Here is a 19,242-nt window from a genome sequence, read left to right as displayed (position 1 = left end):
TATGAACGACTGGTCCGCCTCGCCCGATCTCCCCATGGCGAAGCTGCGCGACCGCCTGTTTTCTCCGCTCGCCGGCCTTTGCCGCGTCGGCATCGCCGTCTCAGGCGGCCCCGATTCGACGGCGCTGCTCGTGCTGTTCGATCTCTGGCAGCGCGAAAGTCCGGCCGCCCCAAATGTTTGCGTGCTGACCGTCGATCATGGGCTTCGCCCGGAAGCCTCGCAAGAAGCCGACACCGTCGTTGACCTCGCCAAGCGTCTCGGCCACCCGGCCGAAAAGCTCGTCTGGCATCATGAGGGACCGCCGCCGACAAGTGACATTCAGGCCGAAGCGCGCGTCGCCCGCTATCGCCTCCTCGTCGAAGCCGCCCACAGGCGCCGGCTGGATGCCGTCCTTCTTGCCCATACCCGCGACGATCAGGCCGAAACTCTGCTGATGCATCTGGCGCGTGGTTCAGGCGTCGCCGGCCTCGCCGGCATTCCAACAGAACGCATGATCGACGGAATCCGCTTTCTGCGCCCGCTCCTCGGCGTCGCCAAGACCGATCTCCTCGCCGTACTCCAGCAAGCCGGCGTCTCCTACATCACCGATCCCTCCAATGCGTCGGATCGCTACACCCGCGTCCGCATTCGCAAGGCCTTGCCCGCCCTCGCCGACCTCGGTCTTACCGCCGACCGCCTGGCCGGCACGGCCCAGCGCATGGCCCGCGCCGAGGTGGCACTACGATCATTCACCGACGATCTTGTTCGCCGGGCCGCCATCAATCACGACGGCGTCTGGTCGGTCGAGACGGCAGCGCTCGCCGCCGCGCCCGACGAGATCGGGCTCCGCCTTCTCGTCCGACTAATCCGCGCCATCCGTTCGTCGAACTATCCACCACGCGCCGACGCCCCGGAGAATTGGCATGCGGCGTTCCGTGCCGACGCGGCCCCGCGACGCGCCACCATGGCCGGCGTCGTGCTGCATCTTCGCAGTGATCGCTTATGGCTCTATGCCGAGGCCGGACGTACCGGCTTTCCGGAGGTCATCGTCGACGCCGACGGCGATTATCCCTGGGATGGCCGCTTTGTGGTCTCGATCTCCGGCGCGGACGGCCACCACCTCGTCATCGGTCCGCGCGGCTCTGCAGAGCGAAAAGGCGACATGCCCGCCGCCGCGATTGCCAGTCTTCCCGCCGTCAGCGCGGTCGATGGCGGGGACCTGCCAACCGGATTGGCGACCGTAATTCGTCCAATCGACCAGGAATCGTCCGCCGCAAGCGACGATTGCCGGCCCGTGGCTTGGCAAGGCGGCACCGACAACCTATCTTAACCCGACATGGGCTAGGGTGATGAAGGCCGGACCCACTCGCCCGCCCCTCCCGCATCGCGCGATGCGCTTCAAAGGTCGACGATGAACGCAAATTTCCGCAATTTCGCACTCTGGGTCATTATTCTGTTGCTGCTGGTCGCGCTGTTCCAGCTGTTCCAGGGCTCGGATACTCGCCAGCCCGGCAACGACGTGGCTTTTTCGGAGTTCCTCAAGAACGTCGATCAGGGCGCCGTGCGCGACGTGACCATCGTCAACCAGACGATATCGGGTCACCTGCAGAACGGTTCGGCCTTCCAGAGCTACGCGCCTTATAATGCCGATTACATCGGAGAGCTGACCAAGGCCGGCGTCACCATCGTCGCTCGCCCGCCCACCGAGAGCATTTCGCTGATCGGCACGCTGCTCAACTGGCTGCCGATGCTGATCCTGCTCGGCCTGTGGATCTTCTTCATGCGCCAGATGCAGGGAGGAGCCGGCGGCAAGGCGATGGGCTTTGGCAAGTCCAAAGCCAAATTGCTGACCGAAGCGCATGGCCGCGTCACATTCGAGGACGTCGCCGGCATCGACGAGGCCAAGGAGGATCTCCAAGAGGTCGTCGAATTCCTGCGCGACCCGCAGAAATTCCAGCGGCTCGGCGGCCGCATTCCGCGCGGCGTGCTGCTGGTCGGCCCCCCGGGTACCGGTAAGACGCTGACCGCCCGCGCCGTCGCCGGCGAGGCCAACGTGCCTTTCTTCACCATTTCCGGTTCGGACTTCGTCGAGATGTTCGTCGGCGTTGGCGCCTCGCGTGTCCGCGACATGTTCGAGCAGGCCAAGAAGAATGCCCCGTGCATCATCTTCATCGACGAAATCGACGCAGTCGGCCGTCATCGTGGCGCCGGCCTCGGCGGTGGCAACGACGAGCGCGAGCAGACGCTGAACCAGTTGCTGGTCGAGATGGACGGCTTCGAACAGAACGAAGGCGTCATCATCATCGCCGCCACCAACCGTCCGGACGTGCTGGACCCGGCGCTGTTGCGCCCCGGCCGGTTCGACCGTCAGATCACCGTGCCGAATCCCGACGTCAACGGCCGCGAGAAGATCCTGAAGGTGCATGTGCGCAAGGTGCCGATGGCGCCCGACGTCGACCTCAAGGTGCTGGCTCGCGGTACGCCCGGCTTCTCCGGCGCCGACCTGATGAACCTGGTCAACGAGGGCGCGCTGCTTGCGGCCCGCCGTAACAAGCGCATCGTCACCATGGCCGAATTCGAGGACGCCAAGGACAAGGTGATGATGGGCGCCGAGCGCAAGTCGCTGGCCATGACGCCGGAAGAGAAGCGCAACACCGCCTATCACGAGGCCGGCCATGCCGTCATCGCGCTGATCCTCGACAAGACCATCGACCCGATCCACAAGGCGACCATCATTCCGCGCGGACGCTCGCTCGGCATGGTGATGACCCTGCCCGAAAGCGACCGTTACAACTGGACCTACGAGAAGGCGGTGGCCCGCCTGACCATGCTGTTCGGCGGCCGCGAGGCGGAAATCCAGACCTTCGGCCCGGAAAAGGTGACTACCGGCGCTGCCGGCGACATCCAGATGGCCACCAGCCTCGCCCGTTCGATGGTGATGGAATGGGGTATGAGCGAGAAGCTCGGCCGCGTTCGCTATCGCCCCAACGAGCAGGAAGTGTTCCTCGGCCACTCGGTGAGCCAGTCGACCAACATGGCCGACGAGACCGCCAAGCTGATCGACGAGGAAGTTCGCCGGTACATTGAGGAAGGCGAGCAGAACGCCCGCCGCATCATCACCGAGAACCACGACAAGTTCGTCGCCATCGCCGAAGCGCTGCTGGAGTTCGAAACGCTGACCGGCGAGGAACTGCGCGGCATCATGGCCGGCCACCCGCCAGTGCGCACCACCTTCGACGACACGACGCCACCGCGCGGATCGGCGGTTCCGACCACCAAGCCGCGTCCCAAGGGCGAAGAGCCCGACGGCGCCGCGCCACAGCCGACGGCCTGATCGAGCCGGACGACAAAACCGCGTATGAAATTGAAAGGCGCCTGAACGCAAAGTTCCGGCGCCTTTCTCTTTAGCTCGCCATTGCCTTGGTCTGACACCGGCCCTCTGAAAGCAAAACGGCCGCCGAAACCGGCGACCGTGACCTTTCGACCAGGAAACTTTGTCGGGCGTCAGCCCTGCGCCGCCGCCGACTGCAACGCGTCGCGGGCCGGGCCATAGCCGGGCTTCAGCACCATGGCGCGGTTGATGGAATCGCGACCGCGCTGCGCGTCGCCAGTCCGGATCTGGGCGATACCGAGGTTGGTCCAGAATTCGGCCGACTGCTTGTTGCGGTTGACGGCCGCCGCGAAATCCTGCAACGCGTCCTTGTTCTTGCCGACCTGCAGGCGGCTGAGGCCACGCGCATTGTAGGGCTCGGAGGCATTGGCGTCGAGAGCGATAGCGGCATCGAGATCGGCGATGGCCCGGATATGATTGCCGCGGCTCTGGTAGATCAGCGCCCTGTTGTAATAGGCCTTGGCATCCGACGTATTGAGCGTCACCGCCTGATCGAAATCAGCCATGGCGAGGTCCAACTGGCCGGACTGGCGATAGAGGATACCGCGACCAAGATAAGCTGGCTGGTAGGCCGCGTTGAGTGTGATCGCCTGATTGTAATCGGCGAGCGCCGCCTGAGGCTGATCGAGCTGGCGATAGATCAGGGCGCGGTTGTTAAAGGCCTGTGAGAAACCGGGATTAAGCTGGATCGCCATGGTGAAGTCGGCAAGCGCAGCCTGAAACTGACCGGCTTGGCCGTAAGCCGAGCCGCGCACATTGTAGTTCACAGGGTTCTGGGGATCGCGCTGGATCGCCGCCGTCAGTGAACCGATATTAGCTGTCGAACCAGCGCTGGCGTCGATAACCCAGCTTGGCTCGTTCGTCGGGCCGGACGTCGTGCAGGCGGAAGCCAGAAGGCCGAGGGCGAGAGCACCCGTAAGACCGCGAAGAGCCGAAGACGTCGCAATGAACCGCATCAATCCATCCCTTTCAGGCGTTACCGGACAAGCCGGACCGGCGGGCACCCTTGCTCGGCGCTGTCGTCCGCACAATATAACCAGTTGGCAGCTCATTTGTGCCACCCCTAGCCAACTTTAGAAAGCGGACATAACAAAAGAGACGGTCGACTCGCGTGACCGTCCCTCGACTTCGACAAACAGCATCGGGCGACGGAGCCCGTATATTAGTGGGTGCGGGCCTTGACCGACACCAGACCCTCGCGCTGGGCCCGCTTGCGAGCCAGCTTGCGCGAACGGCGTACCGCTTCGGCCTTTTCACGGGCCCTCTTCTCTGACGGCTTCTCGTAATGGCCGCGCAGCTTCATCTCGCGGAAAATGCCTTCGCGCTGCATCTTCTTCTTCAGCGCCTTGAGAGCCTGGTCGACGTTGTTGTCGCGAACGAGTACCTGCACGCCTGTTCTTCCCGTGGTCGGTCACCGTGAAACCCACATGGCCGGGGGGCAGACACACCCGCGGCTTCGCGTCTCAGGCGACATGATGATTCCAATCTCGCGGGAACGACACATTCCCGCCGCAGCGCGCCAAGGCACCGCAAGAGTGGTGGTTCTCTAGCAAATCGCCGGGAGCCTGTCCACTATAGATCGGCGGGACAGAGCGGAAAATGCGCCGGCCTGCCGACCCGCTGTCGCAGGCGCAACCTCGAAGCCACAACTGAGCCGCCTTATGAGGCCAGTAGGTCGTGGTTAACGCATTTTCGCCAAGATGGTCGGCATGAGATTTGCGAAGATGGAATCGGGTCAGCACTGCTGCCCCGCTCTGAATTGAAGCGTCCGCGTTGGGATCGCCCTTACCATGTGTCGTTGGCTCGCATATTCCGGTCGTCCGATCTTCCTGGATACCTTGGTTTCCAAGCCCTGCCATTCGTTGGTCCATCAGAGCCAGTCGGCGACTGAATGCCTCGCGGCGACCAACGGCGACGGGTTCGGCCTCGGCTGGTACGGCGCCTGGGAAGAACCGGGACTGTTCCGCGACGCCATGCCTGCCTGGAATGACGACAATCTGAAGAGCCTCACGCATCAGATTTCATCATCGCTGTTCTTCGCACACGTGCGCGCCTCCACCGGCACGCCGACCACCCGCGTCAATTGCCACCCTTTTGCCAGCGGGCGCTGGATGTTCATGCATAACGGCCAGGTCGGTGGTTGGGACCGGATCCGCCGCCGTCTTGAGGCGCGCCTGTCCGATGCCCGCTATCATGAGCGCTGCGGCGCCACCGATTCCGAGGTGTTGTTCCTGCTGCTCGACGCCGACGACCTCGACGCCGACCCGATCGCCGCCATGCAGTCGGTGCTCGTCGAGACGCGGCGGGCCATGATCGATGCCGGCGTCGACGAACCGTTGCGGCTCACCGCCGCGCTCTCCGACGGCAGGAACCTGCACGCCTTCCGCTATTCATCCGACGACAAGCCGCCCAGCCTCTACTGGCGGCACGGCGACGACGGCATCACCGTGGTGTCCGAGCCGATCGACGCCGCCCACGATCAGTGGACCGCCGTTGCGCCCAACACGGTTTTGACGGTGGAGCCGGGCGGCCACGTCCGCCTCGACAGCTTCGAGGTGGAACTCGACCGCCGGGTCGCGGCTCGCGTCGCCATCGCCTGAGGTCAGACACCCACCCGGTTGACGTGCCCCATCTTGCGGCCGGGGCGGCTCTCGGCCTTACCATAAAGGTGGAGCCGCGCCCTGGGATCGGCGGTGATCGTCGCCCAGGCGTCGGCCTCGGCGCCAATCAAGTTTTCCATCACCGTCGGCGCAATGGTCGCCACCGAACCGATCGGCCAGCCGGCGATCGCCCGCACGTGGTTCTCGAACTGCGAGGTCACCGCGCCATCTTCCGTCCAGTGGCCGGAGTTATGAACGCGCGGCGCGATTTCGTTGACGACGAACCGCTCGCCTTTGTCGTCGCGCACCACGAACAACTCGACGCCGAGTACGCCGACATAGTCGAGCGCATCGGCGATGCGGCGACCGAGCGTCGCCGCGGCCCTAGCCGTGTCAGCGCTGATTCGCGCCGGCACGCGGGTTTCCTTCAAGATATGGTTGGCATGCGAGTTTTCGCCGATGTCGTAGACGGCGGTGGCGCCGTCGGCACCGCGTACCACGATGGCCGAGACTTCCAGAGCGAAGGGAACGAGCGCTTCGAGGATCAGGTCGCCGCCGCCGAGTTCGGTTACCGCGGCGGCAAGCGACTCCCGGCTCTCCACCTTGCGCTGCCCCTTGCCGTCATAGCCGAAGCGGCGCGTCTTGACGATGGCCGGCAAGCCGGTCACGGCGATTGCCGCGTCGATATCGGCCACCCGGTCGATCGGTGCGAAAGCCGCCACCTCGGCGCCGGCCTCGCGCAGGAATGTCTTCTCGACGAGCCGATCCTGCGAAGTGGCGAGCGCCAGCGCGCCGGGCCTCAGCAGGGTCCGCTCGGCGATCACCTCGGCGGCGCGGGCCGGCACATTCTCGAACTCGTAGCTGACGACATCGCAACGATCGGCAAAGGCGGCAAGCGCTGCCTCGTCGTCATAAGCGGCGATCGTATGCGCCTTGGCGACGTCGAAAGCCGGGCTCTCGGGATCGGGACAATAAACGTGGACCGAAAGGCCGAGCCGGGCGGCGGCGAGCGCCATCATGCGGCCGAGTTGACCACCACCCAACATGCCAATGACCGAACCGGGAGGAAGCATTTCAGGCGTCATTGACCGGTTCCTCGGCAACGGCCGCCGTCTGACGGGCGCGGAAATCATCGAGCCGAGTGGCCAGTGCAGCGTCCGACAACGCCAGAACGGCAGCGGCGAGCAGAGCGGCGTTGATGGCGCCGGCCTTGCCAATGGCCAACGTACCCACCGGGACGCCGCCAGGCATCTGCACGATGGAGAGAAGACTGTCCTGCCCCTTGAGGGCGTGGCTCTCGACGGGAACGCCGAGCACCGGCAGGGGCGTCAGCGCCGCCACCATGCCGGGCAAGTGGGCCGCCCCACCGGCACCGGCGATGATCACCTTGAAACCCTCGGCGCGCGCGCCCTTGGCAAAGGCAACCATGCGATCGGGTGTACGGTGGGCGGAAACGATCATCGCCCTGTGCGGCACGTCCAACGTGTCCAGCGTGTCGGCGGCGTACTTCATGGTCGACCAGTCGGACTGGCTGCCCATGATGATGGCGACAAGCGGTTTATCGGTCATCTCAGGAAATCCCCGGCTCGCGTCGTGGTGCCCATGGCGGTAGGGGAAATAACGAGCTCTGGCAAGCCTCGGGCGCAAATCTCCCGCCAGAAAGCAAGGCCCTGTCGCGCCCCTTCTGGCGTTGCGACATCTCCGCGCATCTCAGCGGGCTATCAAAGGACGGGAATCCACCGCTCATCTTCGACATTCGCCCGCATCAGGCAATCGTCAGGCAATGATGTCGGGAACCGTTTGATCCTCGAGTTGCTGTATCCGGTCCTTCAGCACAAGCTTGCGTTTCTTGAGGCGCTGGATCTGGATGGAATCGGCGGTGCCGAGCAACACCATCGCATCGATGGCGGCGTCGAGATCTCGGTGCTCCTGGCGGAGCCGCGCCAGTTCCAGCTGCACCTGCTCATTGGCTTCTTCCTGCCCGGTCATCCAGCAAACCCTTCGCCTCGTCCCCGCCGGCGACCACGCGCCGACATTTGTCACAGTCTAGCAGATCCGCGCCGCCTTTTCATGGCCCTCGGCGGGAAAGCCCCCGCCTTTCGAGAGCGACCCCGTCCGACCTTTGCTCGCCCGGCAGCGTTTTTGACCACGGCGAGCTCAGCCGTCGTCCCTCTCCCCTCAAGAGACGACGGGGCGGCAAACTTAGCCAGCTCACAGCCATTATCCCGCATTTTGGGGCGGAAGACCGGATAGTCGGCGTTTCTCTACCTTGCCGGCCTCATCGAATGTGTCTAACAACGATGGTTCCCGTGCCCGCCGTGAAGGGTGCGCACGGGCAATATGACCTTTCTCGGACCACCCATGACCGGTTGCAAGCCGGCGGCCCGCCCCATGCGACGCATGGTCCGTACCTGGGCTCCGAATCGATACAAGCCGGCTGCGACCATGCGAACCTGTCGCTTTTCCGCGCTGGAATAGGTGACGACGCAATGATCGACGACCCCTTGTTCTACCTCGCCGCCATCCCAGCCGTTATCCTCACCGGCCTGTCGAAAGGTGGGCTCGGAGCTGCCTTCGGCCTGGCGGCGGTGCCGATCCTTGCGCTCGTGGTCTCGCCGGTCCGCGCCGCCGGCCTGATGCTGCCGATCCTTCTGATCTCGGACGTGGTGGCCATGTGGTCGTACCGGCGGCATTTCAGCGCCGATCTCATCTGGCATCTGATGCCCGCCGCTGTGCTCGGCACGCTATTCGGCTGGGCGACCGCTCGCTACGTCTCGGATGATGCGCTCCGCCTCGTCGTCGGCGTCCTCGCCATCGCCTTTGTCGCCCGCATCTATTTCCTCGAGCGGGCACACGCACGCAAGGTCGCGGCCGGCACGGCGATCGGTGAACCGGCGCCGACCGGAAAGTCGGCCCTGGGCGCGGCGGTCTGGGGCACGCTCACCGGCTACACGTCCTTCGTCGCCCATGCCGGCGGTCCGCCCTTTCAGACCTATGTCCAGCCAATGCGACTCAGTCCCATGCTGTTCGCCGGCACCTCGGCCATCTTCTTCGGCGTGCTCAACATGATGAAGGTCATCCCCTACGCGCTGCTCGGCCAATTCACCACCGAAAATCTGCTCATGTCCGCCATTCTGGCGCCGTTGACCGTTGGCTCGACCTATGTCGGCGTGAAGCTGGTGAAGGGGATCGACCAGCGGCTTTTCTACCGAATCCTGACGATCTCGGTGTGCGCCGTCGGCCTCAAATTAATTTATGACGGCGCGATGCATCTTTTTGGCTTCTGACGCGTTAGTGCCGTTGGGCCACACTTCCGCCGCGTCTTCGCCGAGGTCGGAGCTTACGTTTTCCGTCGGAACTTGGTTTCCAGAAAGCCCGAAAGGGGCGCCCGAGAAGGGAGAAAATAGATGAATATCAAGCCTCTCGGCAAACGCGATCACCGTATCGACGTCCTCCGCGCCCTGGCGCTTCTGTCGATCTTCATCAACCACATTCCCGGCAACGTTCTCGAGCCTTTCACCCATAAGAACTTCGGCCTGTCCGATTCCGCCGAGGCTTTCGTGCTGCTGGCCGGCGTTGCCTCGGCCTTCGCCTACTTTCCCCGCTTTAATGCCGGGGCCATAGCCTTGCCGCTCGCCAAGATCGCCAAGCGCGTCGTGGTGCTTTATGTCGCCCACATCGCCTCCCTGATGGTCGGTCTTGGCATTTTCTGCTTTGCGCTTCAGCGGTGGGGCATGCCCATTCTCAACACGCCGCTCAACATCGACGCCATCTATGCCGAGCCGACCAAGGCCCTCATCGGCATTCCCCTGATGACCCAGCAGATCGGCTACCACAACATTCTGCCGCTCTATGTCTGCCTGTTGATTTTCCTGCCCGTGCTGATGGCGGTGGCCCGATATTTCGGCCTCGGCGCCATGCTGGCGACGTCCATCGCCATTTACGCCGCCGCCCAAATCTTCGGCCTCAATATGCCGAGCTATCCGAGCAGCGGCGGCTGGTTCTTCAATCCGTTCACCTGGCAGCTGATCTTCGGCGTCGGCTTTTTTATCGGCGTCCGCGTGTTGCGCGGGGAAACGCCAGTGCCCTTCTATCGGCCGCTCTGGTGGCTGGCGCTCGCCTACCTGGTCGCCGCCTGCATTTATCACCGCTTCAATCTCTACGGCAGCATTCCCACCGTCAGTTGGTTGCCCGTCAACTTCCAGATCAACGAGAAGCCTTGGGTGGCGCTGCCTCGCCTCCTCCACATCCTATCGCTGGCCTACGTCATCGGCCATAGCCGGCCGATCATGGGCTGGCTGGGTCGCTTTTCGCCCGAAGGCGTGCTGTCGCGCATCGGCCGCAATTCCCTGCCGGTGTTCTGGCTGGGAACGGCCTTGTCGGTGGTGGGCCAAGTGGTGCTGTTCACCGATCAGCCCGGTCCAGCCGAACAGATCGCCTTCATCGCCGTCGGCATCGCCGCCCAAGCGGCGCTTGCCTATTTCCTCGATTATCTTGGCAATGCCAGCAAGGCGAAGGCTAAGGCCGTTCCGAGCAGGGTCCCGGTGGCTAGCGAAAAAGACACGGCAACCGCCGCCGGCAAGGACACGGTGACCGCTTGAAGCGGTAGCTCTTCACTAAAGCAAAACGCCACGGACCAGAGGCCGTGGCGTTTGCGGGATTAAGGTATTCCGAACCGCATTGTCCTTAGTGCAGGACCTTCTCGTCGGTAGATAGCTTGACGATCTCGTCCTTCAGGGCCAGTTTTTGCCGCTTCAATTCGCGCAGTGTCGTGCCGTCCGTACTCGGATGCTGTCTAGCCTCGTCGAGTTCACGCTCTAGAGCGGCGTGACGGCGTTCAAGTTCTGCAATATGCGACTGAACAGACATTCGGGCCTCCTTGCTGTGGGCTAAGCCTCAACACAGTGATCGTGTCACAATTTTGATATGAAGTCGATGGGCCCGCCTTTCAAGGCGTCTCGGGCTGTTAATAAATTGCGCGTTGCTGCGTAATCTTTGTGTATAATTGCGCGTGATAGCTACATATGTTCCCATTTGTTGCCGTATCGACCAAGGTCTCACCAAGTGCCCATCAACTTCGCGTTCGCTTAGTCCAAAGTCGAATGCGACATGCGGCTACTCTGTCAGCAGCGGGCTGGCTTTGAAGTAACCCGTCAACCAATCACCAAATGTTCGCTGATATGGACAGGCAGCATGGGGCTGCCGCGCGTCGTCGCGTCACCCGCTATGAGGTGAACATGCGCGCCGGGAAAGCTTTCGCCTTGCTTGTCACCACTGGGCTGGTCATTGCCGCCGTGCCGGCCGAGGCTGTCGTCATTCTCGACTCCACCTGGGCCAAGGAAGGCGGCGAACCGGGCAACGAGGGCGGTGGGTTCGGCGCGGCTTTGCGACTTGCCGCCGAACCACAGTTCCGCGCGGTACTGGCGCTGTCGAGCGACGGCGAGGCCTGGGGCGAGGCCTCAGGAACCTGGCTGGGCAACAGGGATGGCCATGCCTATATCCTGTCGGCCGCCCACATTTTCGACTTTCCACCCACCACCGACCAGTATGTCGTGCGCACGCCCGACGGTGACACACTCGGCATCGACCGCGTCTGGGTCCTGCCCGAATGGGACGGCGACCCCAATATCCGCGCCGGCTACGATCTGACCATCCTCCGTCTCGAGGACGAGATCGACGATGCCGGGCCGCAACCGGTGCTTTACACGGGGGCGGGCGAAGCGGGAAAGCTGATCACCTTCGTCGGCTACGGCAGCCGCGGTATCGGCTCGTCCGGTGAGAAGGACGAGTATTACGAAGGGTCCGACAAGGCAGCGGCCCAAGGCGTCGTCGACAGCTGGGAGGAATTGGTACGTCCACCGGTGGATGGCGAGGAGGCCGGCAACGAGCTCGGTGTATTTCTGCCCAAGGAAGACGGATCGATCGACAATTCGCTCGGCGGCTCCAACCGGCCGGCCACACCGCTGGTTGGCCTGCTCGGCTCCGGCGACAGCGGCGGCTCTGCGTGGATGAAGACCAAGGCCGGCTGGCTGCTGGTCGGCGTCAACTCCAATGGCACCGGCGAAGCGACCTATGGCGAGACGTCCTGGTTCTGCCGCGTGTCACCGCACCGCAAATGGATCGCCTCGATCTTTCCCGGTGTCCGCTTCTCGCCGCCGTGAGTCTTTCCCTAACGAAAACGGCCGCCCCCAAGGACGGCCGCCATTGCAACGCTTGCGCGATAATCAGAGATCGTCGTCCTCGTCGGGCTTCGGACCGGAGAGCGCGTTGAGCTTGGCGAACACCGCCTCGGCGTCGAGTTCCTCTTCGTGGCGCGACGGGGCGCGGAAGCCGGTGAGCGCGTCGGGCGACGTCGTCTCCTCGACCGGCAGCAGCGTCTGCGTCAGCACCTTTTCCGGCGACACCTTGCCCGCCTTCTCCACTTCCATGTCCAGCTCGATCTGCGAGCAGAGGCCGAGCGTCACCGGATCGGACGGCGTCAGGTTGGCCGAGTTCCAGTGGGTACGGTCGCGGATCTGGGCGATCGTCGTCTTGGTCGTGCCAACGAGGCGCATGATCTGCGCATCCTTGAGCTCGGGATGGTTACGCACCAGCCAGAGAATGGCGTTCGGCCTGTCCTGACGGCGCGACACCGGCGTATAGCGCGGACCACGGCGTTTGGCCTCGGGAACGCGCACCTTCGGATCGAGCAACTTCAGGCGGATCGAACCATCCCTCTCGGCTCTCTCGATATCGTCACGGCTGAGCTGGCCGGTCAGGATCGGATCGAGACCTTTGATGCCCTGGGCCGCCTCGCCATCGGCGATGGCTTTGACCTCGAGGGCATGCAGCTTGCAGAAGGCGGCGATCTGGTCGAACGACAGAGCCGTGTTCTCGACCAGCCAGACGGCGGTTGCCTTGGGCATCAACGGGGTCGACATCGATAAATCCTCTTCGCTGGTCCACCGGCTCTCGCTGGCGGCCCTCCGTCTCGTATCACGATGACTGGGGAATGCACCCTATATACAGATCACACTGGTGTTCCGCAATCGCAATGGGCCGGGAAATCGGGGCTTCAGCCTGATGTCAGCACGATCTTGCCCACGTGATCCGCCTCAAGGCGGGCGTGCGCCTCAGCCGCCTGTTCCAAAGGCATCACTTGGTCGATCACTGGTGCGACGGAGCCAGCGGCAAGAAGGGGCCATACCTTGTCGGCAAGCGACGAGGCGATCGCCGTTTTGAAGGCCGCTTCGCGCGGCCGCAACGTCGACCCGGTATGGACGAGCCGCTTCTGCATCAGATTGGCAAAATTGGCCATGGTCTTGGCCCCGCCGAGAAAGGCAATTTGCACGATGCGCCCATCCACGGCGGCAAGCTCATAGTTCCGGTCGACATAATCACCGCCCACCATATCCAGGATCACGTCGACGCCCCGCCCCTCGGTGGCAGTCTTGAGCACTGCGACGAAGTCCTCCTTGCGATAGTCGACGGCGATCTCGGCACCAAGCCGTCGGCAGGCATCGCACTTGTCCGGGCTGCCGGCGGTGGCAAATACGCGTGCGCCAAAAGCGCGAGCCAGTTGGATTGCCACGGTCCCGATGCCCGACGTACCACCATGGACGAGGAAACTCTCGCCAGCCTGGAGCCGCCCCCGGTCGAACACGTTGGACCAGACGGTGAAAAATGTCTCCGGCAACGCCGCTGCCCGCACGGCGTCATAGCCGTCGGGCCAGGGTAAACAGCTTCCGGCCGGCGCAGCGCAATACTGGGCATAACCGCCACCGGCGACCAGCGCGGTCACCTTGTCGCCGACCGCAAGTCCACGCACCTGCGAACCCACGGCGGCAATGGTACCCGCCACCTCCAGACCGGGAATATCGGATGCGCCGGGCGGTGGCGCATAAGCCCCCTGCCGCTGCAACGCGTCCGGACGATTGACGCCAGCCGCCTCAACGGCAATGAGCACGCTATCGGCAGTCAACGAAGGCACGGGTCGCCGTGCCGGCTTCAAAACCTCCGGTCCGCCGGGATGGCTGATTTCGATCGCCAGCATATCGGTGGGTAGCGTGGCCATGTCTTGGGTCTCCATGAAATGAAATGTGGACGCCTTCCGCCAAGCAACAGCTAGAGATGCTTTTGCATGATCGAGAACAATTGGCCACGTTTCTCGAAGGTCTCGATCGTCTTCCACCCCGCCCTGGCATAAAGGCCCTCGGCACCGGTGGTGTACAGGGAAAGGCGAGGAATGCGCGAGGTGCGGGCAAGAGTTTCAAGTTCGGCAACCAGGCACAGACCTTAGCCTTTTCCGCGATTCCCTGGAGCGACATAGAGACCTGCCAGCCAAGGATTGAGCTCGGGGCGACCTTCGAGGTCATCAAGGCACAGTGCCACCATGCCGACAGGTCGCCGGTCCTCGATCATCACTAGGACTGTGGGCATCAGATCCCGGCTACGCGCGCAATCGACATCCAAGGCGAGCACATCCGCCAGCGGAACATCGTCCGCGCTGAAAAATGCCTCCCACCGCCACGTACCGGTGGTCAAGGCAAGATCGGGGCGATCCTTAGTGGAGACAATGGTCAGGGTCATTCGGGACTCCGGAGCACGAAGGTCCACGCGGAGCGGCACCCTCTGCATGTTGCCGCACCGGTGAAACAAGCCCCTGGCTCAGGCGGAGCAATTCACCATGCGGGAGCTGCCTCGTTGTGGCAGTTGCGATACCATCTCTTCGCCGACTTGACACGCCGGGCAAGCGAGCCTTCACTTTCCTGTGCCATAATGAGGAGAAAGCCCGATGACCACCGATGACGATCGGCCTCAGCCGCCACCGCCCGCCCATGTCGTTGGCCAGGATCTCTCACGCCTGTCCGTTGCCGAACTTCGCGCACGCATCGACCTCCTGCAGGAAGAGATCCACCGGATCGAAGACGCCCTGCGCCTTAAGGATAATGTCCGCAGCGCCGCCGACTCCTTGTTCAAGTTCTGAGGCGCATGGCGAATGGAATCCATCGAAATATATTCATTGGTAAGGATCTATTTACCAGTTTCGTTTATCAAAAAGGTGATCCGCACGGTTGGATCGCGAGTGGCTCTTGTCACTCTTTTGACGCCTCCCTGTTTAACTTAATAAGGGCCGCCCATGGCGGCCTTCTTTTTTGATCACTCGGATTTGCCGAGACTCTCCCACCGCTTTGCGTTAACCTTTTGTTCATGTCTGGGATGGCCTAAGCTGTCTCTGGCATGCCGGTTGCGACCTTGATCGCAAAGTCGGGCAAGTGTTCCGGAAAGGGATGCGATTTTGTCTCCTTCTGGGGATTGCGGGGAAGAGCGGCGACATTCGTCAGCTTTTTCTTTGCGGCGGCGTCTCCACGGTCCAACTCATGGGCGGCGGAACGGTCCGGGCCAATCGTCCGAGCGTCTGGTGCAGAGGTGGCGTGATGAGTGATTTTTCCGGCAAGTCCTATTCCGGCACGGAGGCCATTGCCTTCGGTGCGCGCGCGCTCAATTCGGAGCTGTTCCGTGAGCTGTTCCGCGAGGGCATGGCGCTGGTCGAGGAGACCGCCGGCTATCTCGATGGCGACGGTCGCACCGAGAGCCGCGCTCTCGGCCGCGCTGCCACGTTGACTTATTCCACCGAGTCGATGCGCCTCACCACTCGGCTGATGCAGATCGCTTCCTGGCTTCTCATGCAGCGCGCCGTCAACGAGGGCGAGATGTCCTCCGAGCAGGCCCGTAGCGAGAAGAACAAGGTCCGTCTCGACTTCCAGTCGCCGGTGATGTCCGGCCCGCTATGGAGCGAGCTGCCGGCGACGCTTCGCTCGATCATCGAACGCACCGACCGCCTGCACGAGCGCATCGTCCACATGGACAAGGCAGCCTACGAAGTCGCCGCCGAGCCAACCGCCAACCTCGTCGCCCGCGACCTCGACCGCCTGGCCAGCGCCTTCGGTGCCCGCCGCATCGACAGCTGATCCATTCCAGCAAAGCGCATCGCGGTTCTGCGCCAGAAATTGCTTGAGAACAAAGACATGGAGCGCTTCCGGAGAACATGTTTTCACCGGAAGCGCTCTAAGCATTTCTGGAGGTTCGTTGGTGGGGGAGCCGGCCAAAGGCCACCGTTTCGCAGCCGCCCTTCGTCACTCAAAACAAAAACCCCGGCGAGCAGCACTCGCCGGGGTTTTTCATATCTGAGTCTTCGCCAAACCTTACTTGGCGGCGAAGAGACCACCGAACTTGGAATTGAAGCGCGACAGACGGCCACCGCGGTCCAACAGCTGCTGCGTGCCGCCGGTCCAGGCCGGATGCACCTTCGGATCGATGTCGAGATTGAGCTTCGCATCCTTCGCGCCATAGCACGAACGGGTAATGAACTCGGTGCCATCGGTCATGATGACCTTGATCTCGTGATAGTCGGGATGAATGCCCTCTTTCATCTTCTCGGTCCTTTCCGGCGTCGCTTGGACGCATCAGAGACGCCGGCCTTGTCGGGGCGCCCGGTGTTGGATATCGGCCTTGCAGCGGCTCATCAGAGGAACGAGCCGCCCCGAGGAACTTCTCGGGCGGCTCGTCTCCGGTCCACCGCATGGCCCGGTCGGGCGCCTCTATAGCGCAAAGGCTCGACGCGAACAAGCGCTCAGGAGGCGAGCAGGCGCTTTTCGCGCCGGTTTCCGGCGCTTACCCTCAGTCGGCGTCGACGAGGGTCGGCAACTGCTCGCGAGCCATGGCTTTCATCGCTTCCTGCACCTTCTCGAAGGCGCGCACTTCGATCTGGCGGACGCGTTCGCGACTGACGCCGAACTCGGTGGAAAGATCTTCCAGTGTCATCGGGTCCTCGGCGAGACGGCGCGCCTCGAAAATACGGCGCTCGCGCTCGTTGAGCACGCCGAGCGCCCGCTTCAGCATGGCCCGGCGCTGATCGAGCTCCTCGGTCTCGGCCAGCACTGTTTCCTGGCTGTCGCGGTCGTCGACCAGCCAATCCTGCCACTCGCCACTTTCGCTGTCCGAACGCAGCGGCGAATTGAGCGAGGCATCACCGGACAAACGCCGGTTCATGGAAACGACGTCTTCCTTGGTCACGCCGAGCTTGGTGGCGATCGCATCGACCTGATCGGGCTTGAGGTCGCCGTCGCCCAGCGCCTGCAACTGGCTCTTGGCCTTGCGCAGGTTGAAGAACAGACGCTTCTGGTTGGCCGTCGTACCCATTTTGACCAGCGACCAAGACCGCAGAATATATTCCTGGATCGCCGCCTTGATCCACCACATGGCATAGGTGGCGAGACGGAAGCCCTTGTCGGGTTCGAAGCGCTTGACCGCCTGCATCAGGCCGACGTTGCCTTCGGAAATGACCTCGCCGATCGGCAGGCCATAGCCGCGATAGCCCATGGCAATCTTGGCAACGAGGCGCAGGTGCGAGGTTACGAGCTTCTGGGCGGCGTCACGATCACCGTAATCCGCATAGCGCTTGGCCAGCATGTATTCTTCCTGCGGCTCAAGCATCGGAAAGCGACGAATCTCGTCGAGATAGCGGCTAAGGCCACCTTCTCCCGCGGCGATCATCGGCAATGTGGTACGGGCCATTGAGCACCCCCCTTTCGTTCGCGGGACCGCTCCCGGACGGACACGGCATCCCCTCCGGCGCCTTGCCACGCAAGCGCACCGAAAATCGAATATAGGGACGATCCCGGCAATTTCATGGGAAACTTATGAAAAAGCCTAAAGTTCCCGAAACGTAGCCACCAAGTCTGCCATATCCGGCGGCAGTCCGCTCTCAAAATGCAGCAGTTCGCCGGTAACGGGATGCTCGAAGGCGATCAGGAAAGCATGCAGCGCTTGGCGCCAGAAGGTATGCACTGCCGACTTGGCGGCTTCCGGCAGCCGGTTGGCCTTGGTGAGGAAGTGCGAGCCGTAGACCATGTCGCCGACCAATGGGTGGCCAGCGGCCGTCAGATGCACGCGGATCTGGTGCGTCCGCCCCGTTTCGAGGTGGCATTCGACGATCGAGGCAACGGCGCCCCGCCCCGACTCGGCCGGAAAGCGCTCCGCGACCTCGTAATGGGTGATCGCCTCCTTGCCGGTGCCGCCCCGTACGATGGCCATCTTGGTACGATCGGACGGTGAACGGCCGAGCGGCGCGTCGATGGTGCCCCGATATGGATCCGGACTGCCCCAGACGAGCGCCAGATAGCCACGCTCGAGCGGCCCAGTGCGACCGTGGTCGGCGAACTGGGCGGCGAGGCCGGCATGCGCACGGTCGGTCTTTGCCACCACCATCAGGCCGGTGGTGCCTTTGTCGAGGCGATGAACGATACCTGGTCGACGGACGCCACCAATGCCGGACAGGCTGTCGCCGCAATGGGCGATCAGCGCATTGACCAGCGTACCGGTCCAGTTGCCAGCGGCCGGATGCACCACCAAGCCAGCCGGCTTGTCGATGACGATCAGCTCGGCGTCCTCGTAAACGACGTCGAGCGGAATGTCCTCGCCTTTCGGCTCGGCCTCCTCGGCCGGCGGCACCACAACGGTGAGCGTCAGGTTGCCCATCAGCTTTCCGGACGCGTCAGTGATGACGGCACCGTCGACGGCCACCGCCCCCGCTTCGATCAACGTTTTGAGGCGCGACCGACTGGTGTCGGGAAAAGCGTCGGCGACAAGCTTGTCGAACCGCGTCTTCGCTGCCACCTCGACGGTGGCCCTCCGCGTCTCGCCAGACTCGTCTTCCAGGCCAATATCGTCCTCGTCTGCCATCGCTACCCCTAACGCATCCGTCCGAAAAATTGGGAGACTTTTCGCAAGAGCGGATGCATGAAAACCGTGAACCAGAGAAAAGACGATCGGCTCCGATCGCTTGCTCCCAGCGGCGCGTCGACAAACCGCGCCGGATTCGCTAAACGCCGCCTATCGCAGAAATCCGCGCTGAAGGAAAGTATCATGGCAGGGCCGATCGACGAAGACCGCGAGGCGCCGCTCGATCCGGCGATCGCCCGGGTACAGGCTCGCCTGCGCACCATGATGCTGATCGCCGCCGGCACGCTCGGCATCGGCCTGATCGCCGTCTTCGTTGCCATCGCTTTCCGGGTGGCGCGGAGCGGCGAGGCGGCAGCACCGGCCGGCACACCCTTCCAGACCCTGATCGAGGTGGTCACGCCCGGCACCATCGTCAGCACCGAGGTCGACGCCGACCGCCTGTCGCTGACCATCGACGGCCCCGAGGGTAAGGTGATCGAGATCCACCACCTGCCCTCCGGCAAGCTGGTCGGCCGCGCCGTGCTGCTGGCGAAGTAACGTCGAGACTTA

General features: G+C 63.3%; 21 protein-coding genes. 9 read left to right on the top strand and 12 right to left on the bottom strand.

Going from position 1 to position 19,242, the window contains the following annotated elements; translation table 11 throughout:
• Position 1: 1 nt before the first annotated feature.
• A complete protein-coding gene (gene tilS, locus AB6N07_RS05200) occupies positions 2-1,309 on the top strand; it encodes a tRNA lysidine(34) synthetase TilS (protein WP_370676748.1) in 1,308 nt (435 codons plus the stop codon).
• Between the two features lie 81 nt (positions 1,310-1,390).
• Entirely contained in the window at positions 1,391-3,313 is a 1,923-nt protein-coding gene (ftsH, locus tag AB6N07_RS05195; protein ID WP_370676747.1) for an ATP-dependent zinc metalloprotease FtsH, read from the top strand.
• 170 nt (positions 3,314-3,483) lie between these two features.
• Here the strand turns inward: ftsH and AB6N07_RS05190 are convergent, their stop codons facing one another.
• Entirely contained in the window at positions 3,484-4,326 is an 843-nt protein-coding gene (locus tag AB6N07_RS05190; protein WP_370676746.1) for a tetratricopeptide repeat protein, read from the bottom strand.
• A 206-nt stretch (positions 4,327-4,532) separates the two neighbouring features.
• Positions 4,533-4,760 (bottom strand): 30S ribosomal protein S21, encoded by a 228-nt coding sequence (rpsU, locus tag AB6N07_RS05185; RefSeq protein WP_370676745.1) that lies wholly within the window; start codon positions 4,758-4,760, stop codon positions 4,533-4,535.
• A gap of 400 nt (positions 4,761-5,160) precedes the next feature.
• Between rpsU and AB6N07_RS05180 the strand changes: the two genes are divergently transcribed.
• On the top strand, positions 5,161-5,970 hold the full coding sequence (locus AB6N07_RS05180; RefSeq protein ID WP_370676744.1) for a class II glutamine amidotransferase: 810 nt from the start codon (positions 5,161-5,163) through the stop codon (positions 5,968-5,970).
• Positions 5,971-5,972: 2 nt separating this feature from the next.
• On the opposite strand, the gene AB6N07_RS05175 is transcribed toward AB6N07_RS05180, so the two are convergent.
• The 3 genes from AB6N07_RS05175 to AB6N07_RS05165 all read right to left on the bottom strand — a co-directional run bounded on the left by AB6N07_RS05175 (position 5,973) and on the right by AB6N07_RS05165 (position 7,959).
• The gene (locus tag AB6N07_RS05175) at positions 5,973-7,055 is read right to left on the bottom strand and encodes a 5-(carboxyamino)imidazole ribonucleotide synthase (protein ID WP_370676743.1); all 1,083 of its coding nucleotides are present in this window, start codon (positions 7,053-7,055) and stop codon (positions 5,973-5,975) included.
• Positions 7,045-7,539, bottom strand: a complete 495-nt coding sequence (gene purE / locus AB6N07_RS05170) for a 5-(carboxyamino)imidazole ribonucleotide mutase (protein WP_370676742.1) — start codon at positions 7,537-7,539, stop codon at positions 7,045-7,047. Before purE ends, AB6N07_RS05175 begins: the two co-directional genes overlap by 11 nt.
• 207 nt (positions 7,540-7,746) lie before the next feature.
• Positions 7,747-7,959, bottom strand: a complete 213-nt coding sequence (locus tag AB6N07_RS05165) for a YdcH family protein (RefSeq protein WP_370676741.1) — start codon at positions 7,957-7,959, stop codon at positions 7,747-7,749.
• A 500-nt stretch (positions 7,960-8,459) separates the two neighbouring features.
• On the opposite strand from AB6N07_RS05165, the gene AB6N07_RS05160 reads away from it, so the two are divergent.
• A complete protein-coding gene (locus AB6N07_RS05160) occupies positions 8,460-9,257 on the top strand; it encodes a sulfite exporter TauE/SafE family protein (RefSeq protein WP_370676740.1) in 798 nt (265 codons plus the stop codon).
• Positions 9,258-9,377: 120 nt separating this feature from the next.
• Positions 9,378-10,571, top strand: coding sequence for an OpgC family protein (locus AB6N07_RS05155; protein ID WP_370676739.1), 1,194 nt, complete (start codon positions 9,378-9,380; stop codon positions 10,569-10,571).
• Positions 10,572-10,656: 85 nt separating this feature from the next.
• On the opposite strand, the gene AB6N07_RS05150 is transcribed toward AB6N07_RS05155, so the two are convergent.
• Positions 10,657-10,839, bottom strand: coding sequence for a YdcH family protein (locus AB6N07_RS05150; RefSeq protein WP_370676738.1), 183 nt, complete (start codon positions 10,837-10,839; stop codon positions 10,657-10,659).
• Between the two features lie 299 nt (positions 10,840-11,138).
• Between AB6N07_RS05150 and AB6N07_RS05145 the strand changes: the two genes are divergently transcribed.
• A complete protein-coding gene (locus AB6N07_RS05145; protein ID WP_370676737.1) occupies positions 11,139-12,131 on the top strand; it encodes a hypothetical protein in 993 nt (330 codons plus the stop codon).
• 63 nt (positions 12,132-12,194) lie between these two features.
• Here AB6N07_RS05145 and AB6N07_RS05140 read toward each other — a convergent pair whose 3' ends face one another.
• The 3 genes from AB6N07_RS05140 to AB6N07_RS05130 all read right to left on the bottom strand — a co-directional run bounded on the left by AB6N07_RS05140 (position 12,195) and on the right by AB6N07_RS05130 (position 14,538).
• Complete coding sequence (locus tag AB6N07_RS05140; RefSeq protein WP_370676736.1) at positions 12,195-12,890, bottom strand: DUF1013 domain-containing protein; 696 nt, start codon at positions 12,888-12,890, stop codon at positions 12,195-12,197.
• Positions 12,891-13,024: 134 nt separating this feature from the next.
• On the bottom strand, positions 13,025-14,023 hold the full coding sequence (locus tag AB6N07_RS05135) for an NAD(P)H-quinone oxidoreductase (protein WP_370676735.1): 999 nt from the start codon (positions 14,021-14,023) through the stop codon (positions 13,025-13,027).
• 221 nt (positions 14,024-14,244) lie between these two features.
• Positions 14,245-14,538 (bottom strand): hypothetical protein, encoded by a 294-nt coding sequence (locus AB6N07_RS05130; protein WP_370676734.1) that lies wholly within the window; start codon positions 14,536-14,538, stop codon positions 14,245-14,247.
• A gap of 205 nt (positions 14,539-14,743) precedes the next feature.
• On the opposite strand from AB6N07_RS05130, the gene AB6N07_RS05125 reads away from it, so the two are divergent.
• Both AB6N07_RS05125 and AB6N07_RS05120 read left to right on the top strand, forming a co-directional pair.
• Complete coding sequence (locus AB6N07_RS05125) at positions 14,744-14,935, top strand: DUF1192 domain-containing protein (protein WP_370676733.1); 192 nt, start codon at positions 14,744-14,746, stop codon at positions 14,933-14,935.
• A 451-nt stretch (positions 14,936-15,386) separates the two neighbouring features.
• Positions 15,387-15,920 carry a DUF1465 family protein gene (locus tag AB6N07_RS05120; protein WP_370676732.1) on the top strand — a complete coding sequence of 178 codons (534 nt, stop codon included), beginning with the start codon at positions 15,387-15,389 and terminating at the stop codon, positions 15,918-15,920.
• Positions 15,921-16,154: 234 nt separating this feature from the next.
• Here the strand turns inward: AB6N07_RS05120 and rpmE are convergent, their stop codons facing one another.
• The 3 genes from rpmE to AB6N07_RS05105 all read right to left on the bottom strand — a co-directional run bounded on the left by rpmE (position 16,155) and on the right by AB6N07_RS05105 (position 18,693).
• On the bottom strand, positions 16,155-16,382 hold the full coding sequence (gene rpmE, locus AB6N07_RS05115; protein ID WP_370676731.1) for a 50S ribosomal protein L31: 228 nt from the start codon (positions 16,380-16,382) through the stop codon (positions 16,155-16,157).
• Positions 16,383-16,629: 247 nt separating this feature from the next.
• A complete protein-coding gene (gene rpoH, locus AB6N07_RS05110) occupies positions 16,630-17,526 on the bottom strand; it encodes an RNA polymerase sigma factor RpoH (protein WP_370676730.1) in 897 nt (298 codons plus the stop codon).
• Positions 17,527-17,661: 135 nt separating this feature from the next.
• The gene (locus AB6N07_RS05105) at positions 17,662-18,693 is read right to left on the bottom strand and encodes an RluA family pseudouridine synthase (RefSeq protein ID WP_370676729.1); all 1,032 of its coding nucleotides are present in this window, start codon (positions 18,691-18,693) and stop codon (positions 17,662-17,664) included.
• A 183-nt stretch (positions 18,694-18,876) separates the two neighbouring features.
• Between AB6N07_RS05105 and AB6N07_RS05100 the strand changes: the two genes are divergently transcribed.
• On the top strand, positions 18,877-19,230 hold the full coding sequence (locus AB6N07_RS05100; protein ID WP_370676728.1) for a hypothetical protein: 354 nt from the start codon (positions 18,877-18,879) through the stop codon (positions 19,228-19,230).
• The last annotated feature ends 12 nt before the right edge of the window (positions 19,231-19,242 follow it).

This window comes from Pleomorphomonas sp. PLEO (assembly GCF_041320595.1).
Lineage (GTDB): Bacteria > Pseudomonadota > Alphaproteobacteria > Rhizobiales > Pleomorphomonadaceae > Pleomorphomonas.
The sequence above is the reverse complement of the archived record's forward strand: the minus strand, read 5'-3'. Positions and strand labels throughout refer to the sequence as shown.

Bases quoted from the DNA above. Each gene is read 5' to 3' on its own strand.
- tilS (WP_370676748.1), top strand. From the start codon at position 2: ATGAACGACTGGTCCGCCTCGCCCGATCTCCCCATGGCGAAGCTGCGC.
- ftsH (WP_370676747.1), top strand. From the start codon at position 1,391: ATGAACGCAAATTTCCGCAATTTCGCACTCTGGGTCATTATTCTGTTG.
- AB6N07_RS05190 (WP_370676746.1), bottom strand. From the start codon at position 4,326: ATGCGGTTCATTGCGACGTCTTCGGCTCTTCGCGGTCTTACGGGTGCT.
- AB6N07_RS05180 (WP_370676744.1), top strand. From the start codon at position 5,161: ATGTGTCGTTGGCTCGCATATTCCGGTCGTCCGATCTTCCTGGATACC.
- AB6N07_RS05175 (WP_370676743.1), bottom strand. From the start codon at position 7,055: ATGACGCCTGAAATGCTTCCTCCCGGTTCGGTCATTGGCATGTTGGGT.
- purE (WP_370676742.1), bottom strand. From the start codon at position 7,539: ATGACCGATAAACCGCTTGTCGCCATCATCATGGGCAGCCAGTCCGAC.
- AB6N07_RS05165 (WP_370676741.1), bottom strand. From the start codon at position 7,959: ATGACCGGGCAGGAAGAAGCCAATGAGCAGGTGCAGCTGGAACTGGCG.
- AB6N07_RS05160 (WP_370676740.1), top strand. From the start codon at position 8,460: ATGATCGACGACCCCTTGTTCTACCTCGCCGCCATCCCAGCCGTTATC.
- AB6N07_RS05155 (WP_370676739.1), top strand. From the start codon at position 9,378: ATGAATATCAAGCCTCTCGGCAAACGCGATCACCGTATCGACGTCCTC.
- AB6N07_RS05150 (WP_370676738.1), bottom strand. From the start codon at position 10,839: ATGTCTGTTCAGTCGCATATTGCAGAACTTGAACGCCGTCACGCCGCT.
- AB6N07_RS05145 (WP_370676737.1), top strand. From the start codon at position 11,139: ATGTTCGCTGATATGGACAGGCAGCATGGGGCTGCCGCGCGTCGTCGC.
- AB6N07_RS05140 (WP_370676736.1), bottom strand. From the start codon at position 12,890: ATGTCGACCCCGTTGATGCCCAAGGCAACCGCCGTCTGGCTGGTCGAG.
- AB6N07_RS05135 (WP_370676735.1), bottom strand. From the start codon at position 14,023: ATGGCCACGCTACCCACCGATATGCTGGCGATCGAAATCAGCCATCCC.
- AB6N07_RS05130 (WP_370676734.1), bottom strand. From the start codon at position 14,538: ATGACCCTGACCATTGTCTCCACTAAGGATCGCCCCGATCTTGCCTTG.
- AB6N07_RS05125 (WP_370676733.1), top strand. From the start codon at position 14,744: ATGACCACCGATGACGATCGGCCTCAGCCGCCACCGCCCGCCCATGTC.
- AB6N07_RS05120 (WP_370676732.1), top strand. From the start codon at position 15,387: ATGAGTGATTTTTCCGGCAAGTCCTATTCCGGCACGGAGGCCATTGCC.
- rpmE (WP_370676731.1), bottom strand. From the start codon at position 16,382: ATGAAAGAGGGCATTCATCCCGACTATCACGAGATCAAGGTCATCATG.
- rpoH (WP_370676730.1), bottom strand. From the start codon at position 17,526: ATGGCCCGTACCACATTGCCGATGATCGCCGCGGGAGAAGGTGGCCTT.
- AB6N07_RS05105 (WP_370676729.1), bottom strand. From the start codon at position 18,693: ATGGCAGACGAGGACGATATTGGCCTGGAAGACGAGTCTGGCGAGACG.
- AB6N07_RS05100 (WP_370676728.1), top strand. From the start codon at position 18,877: ATGGCAGGGCCGATCGACGAAGACCGCGAGGCGCCGCTCGATCCGGCG.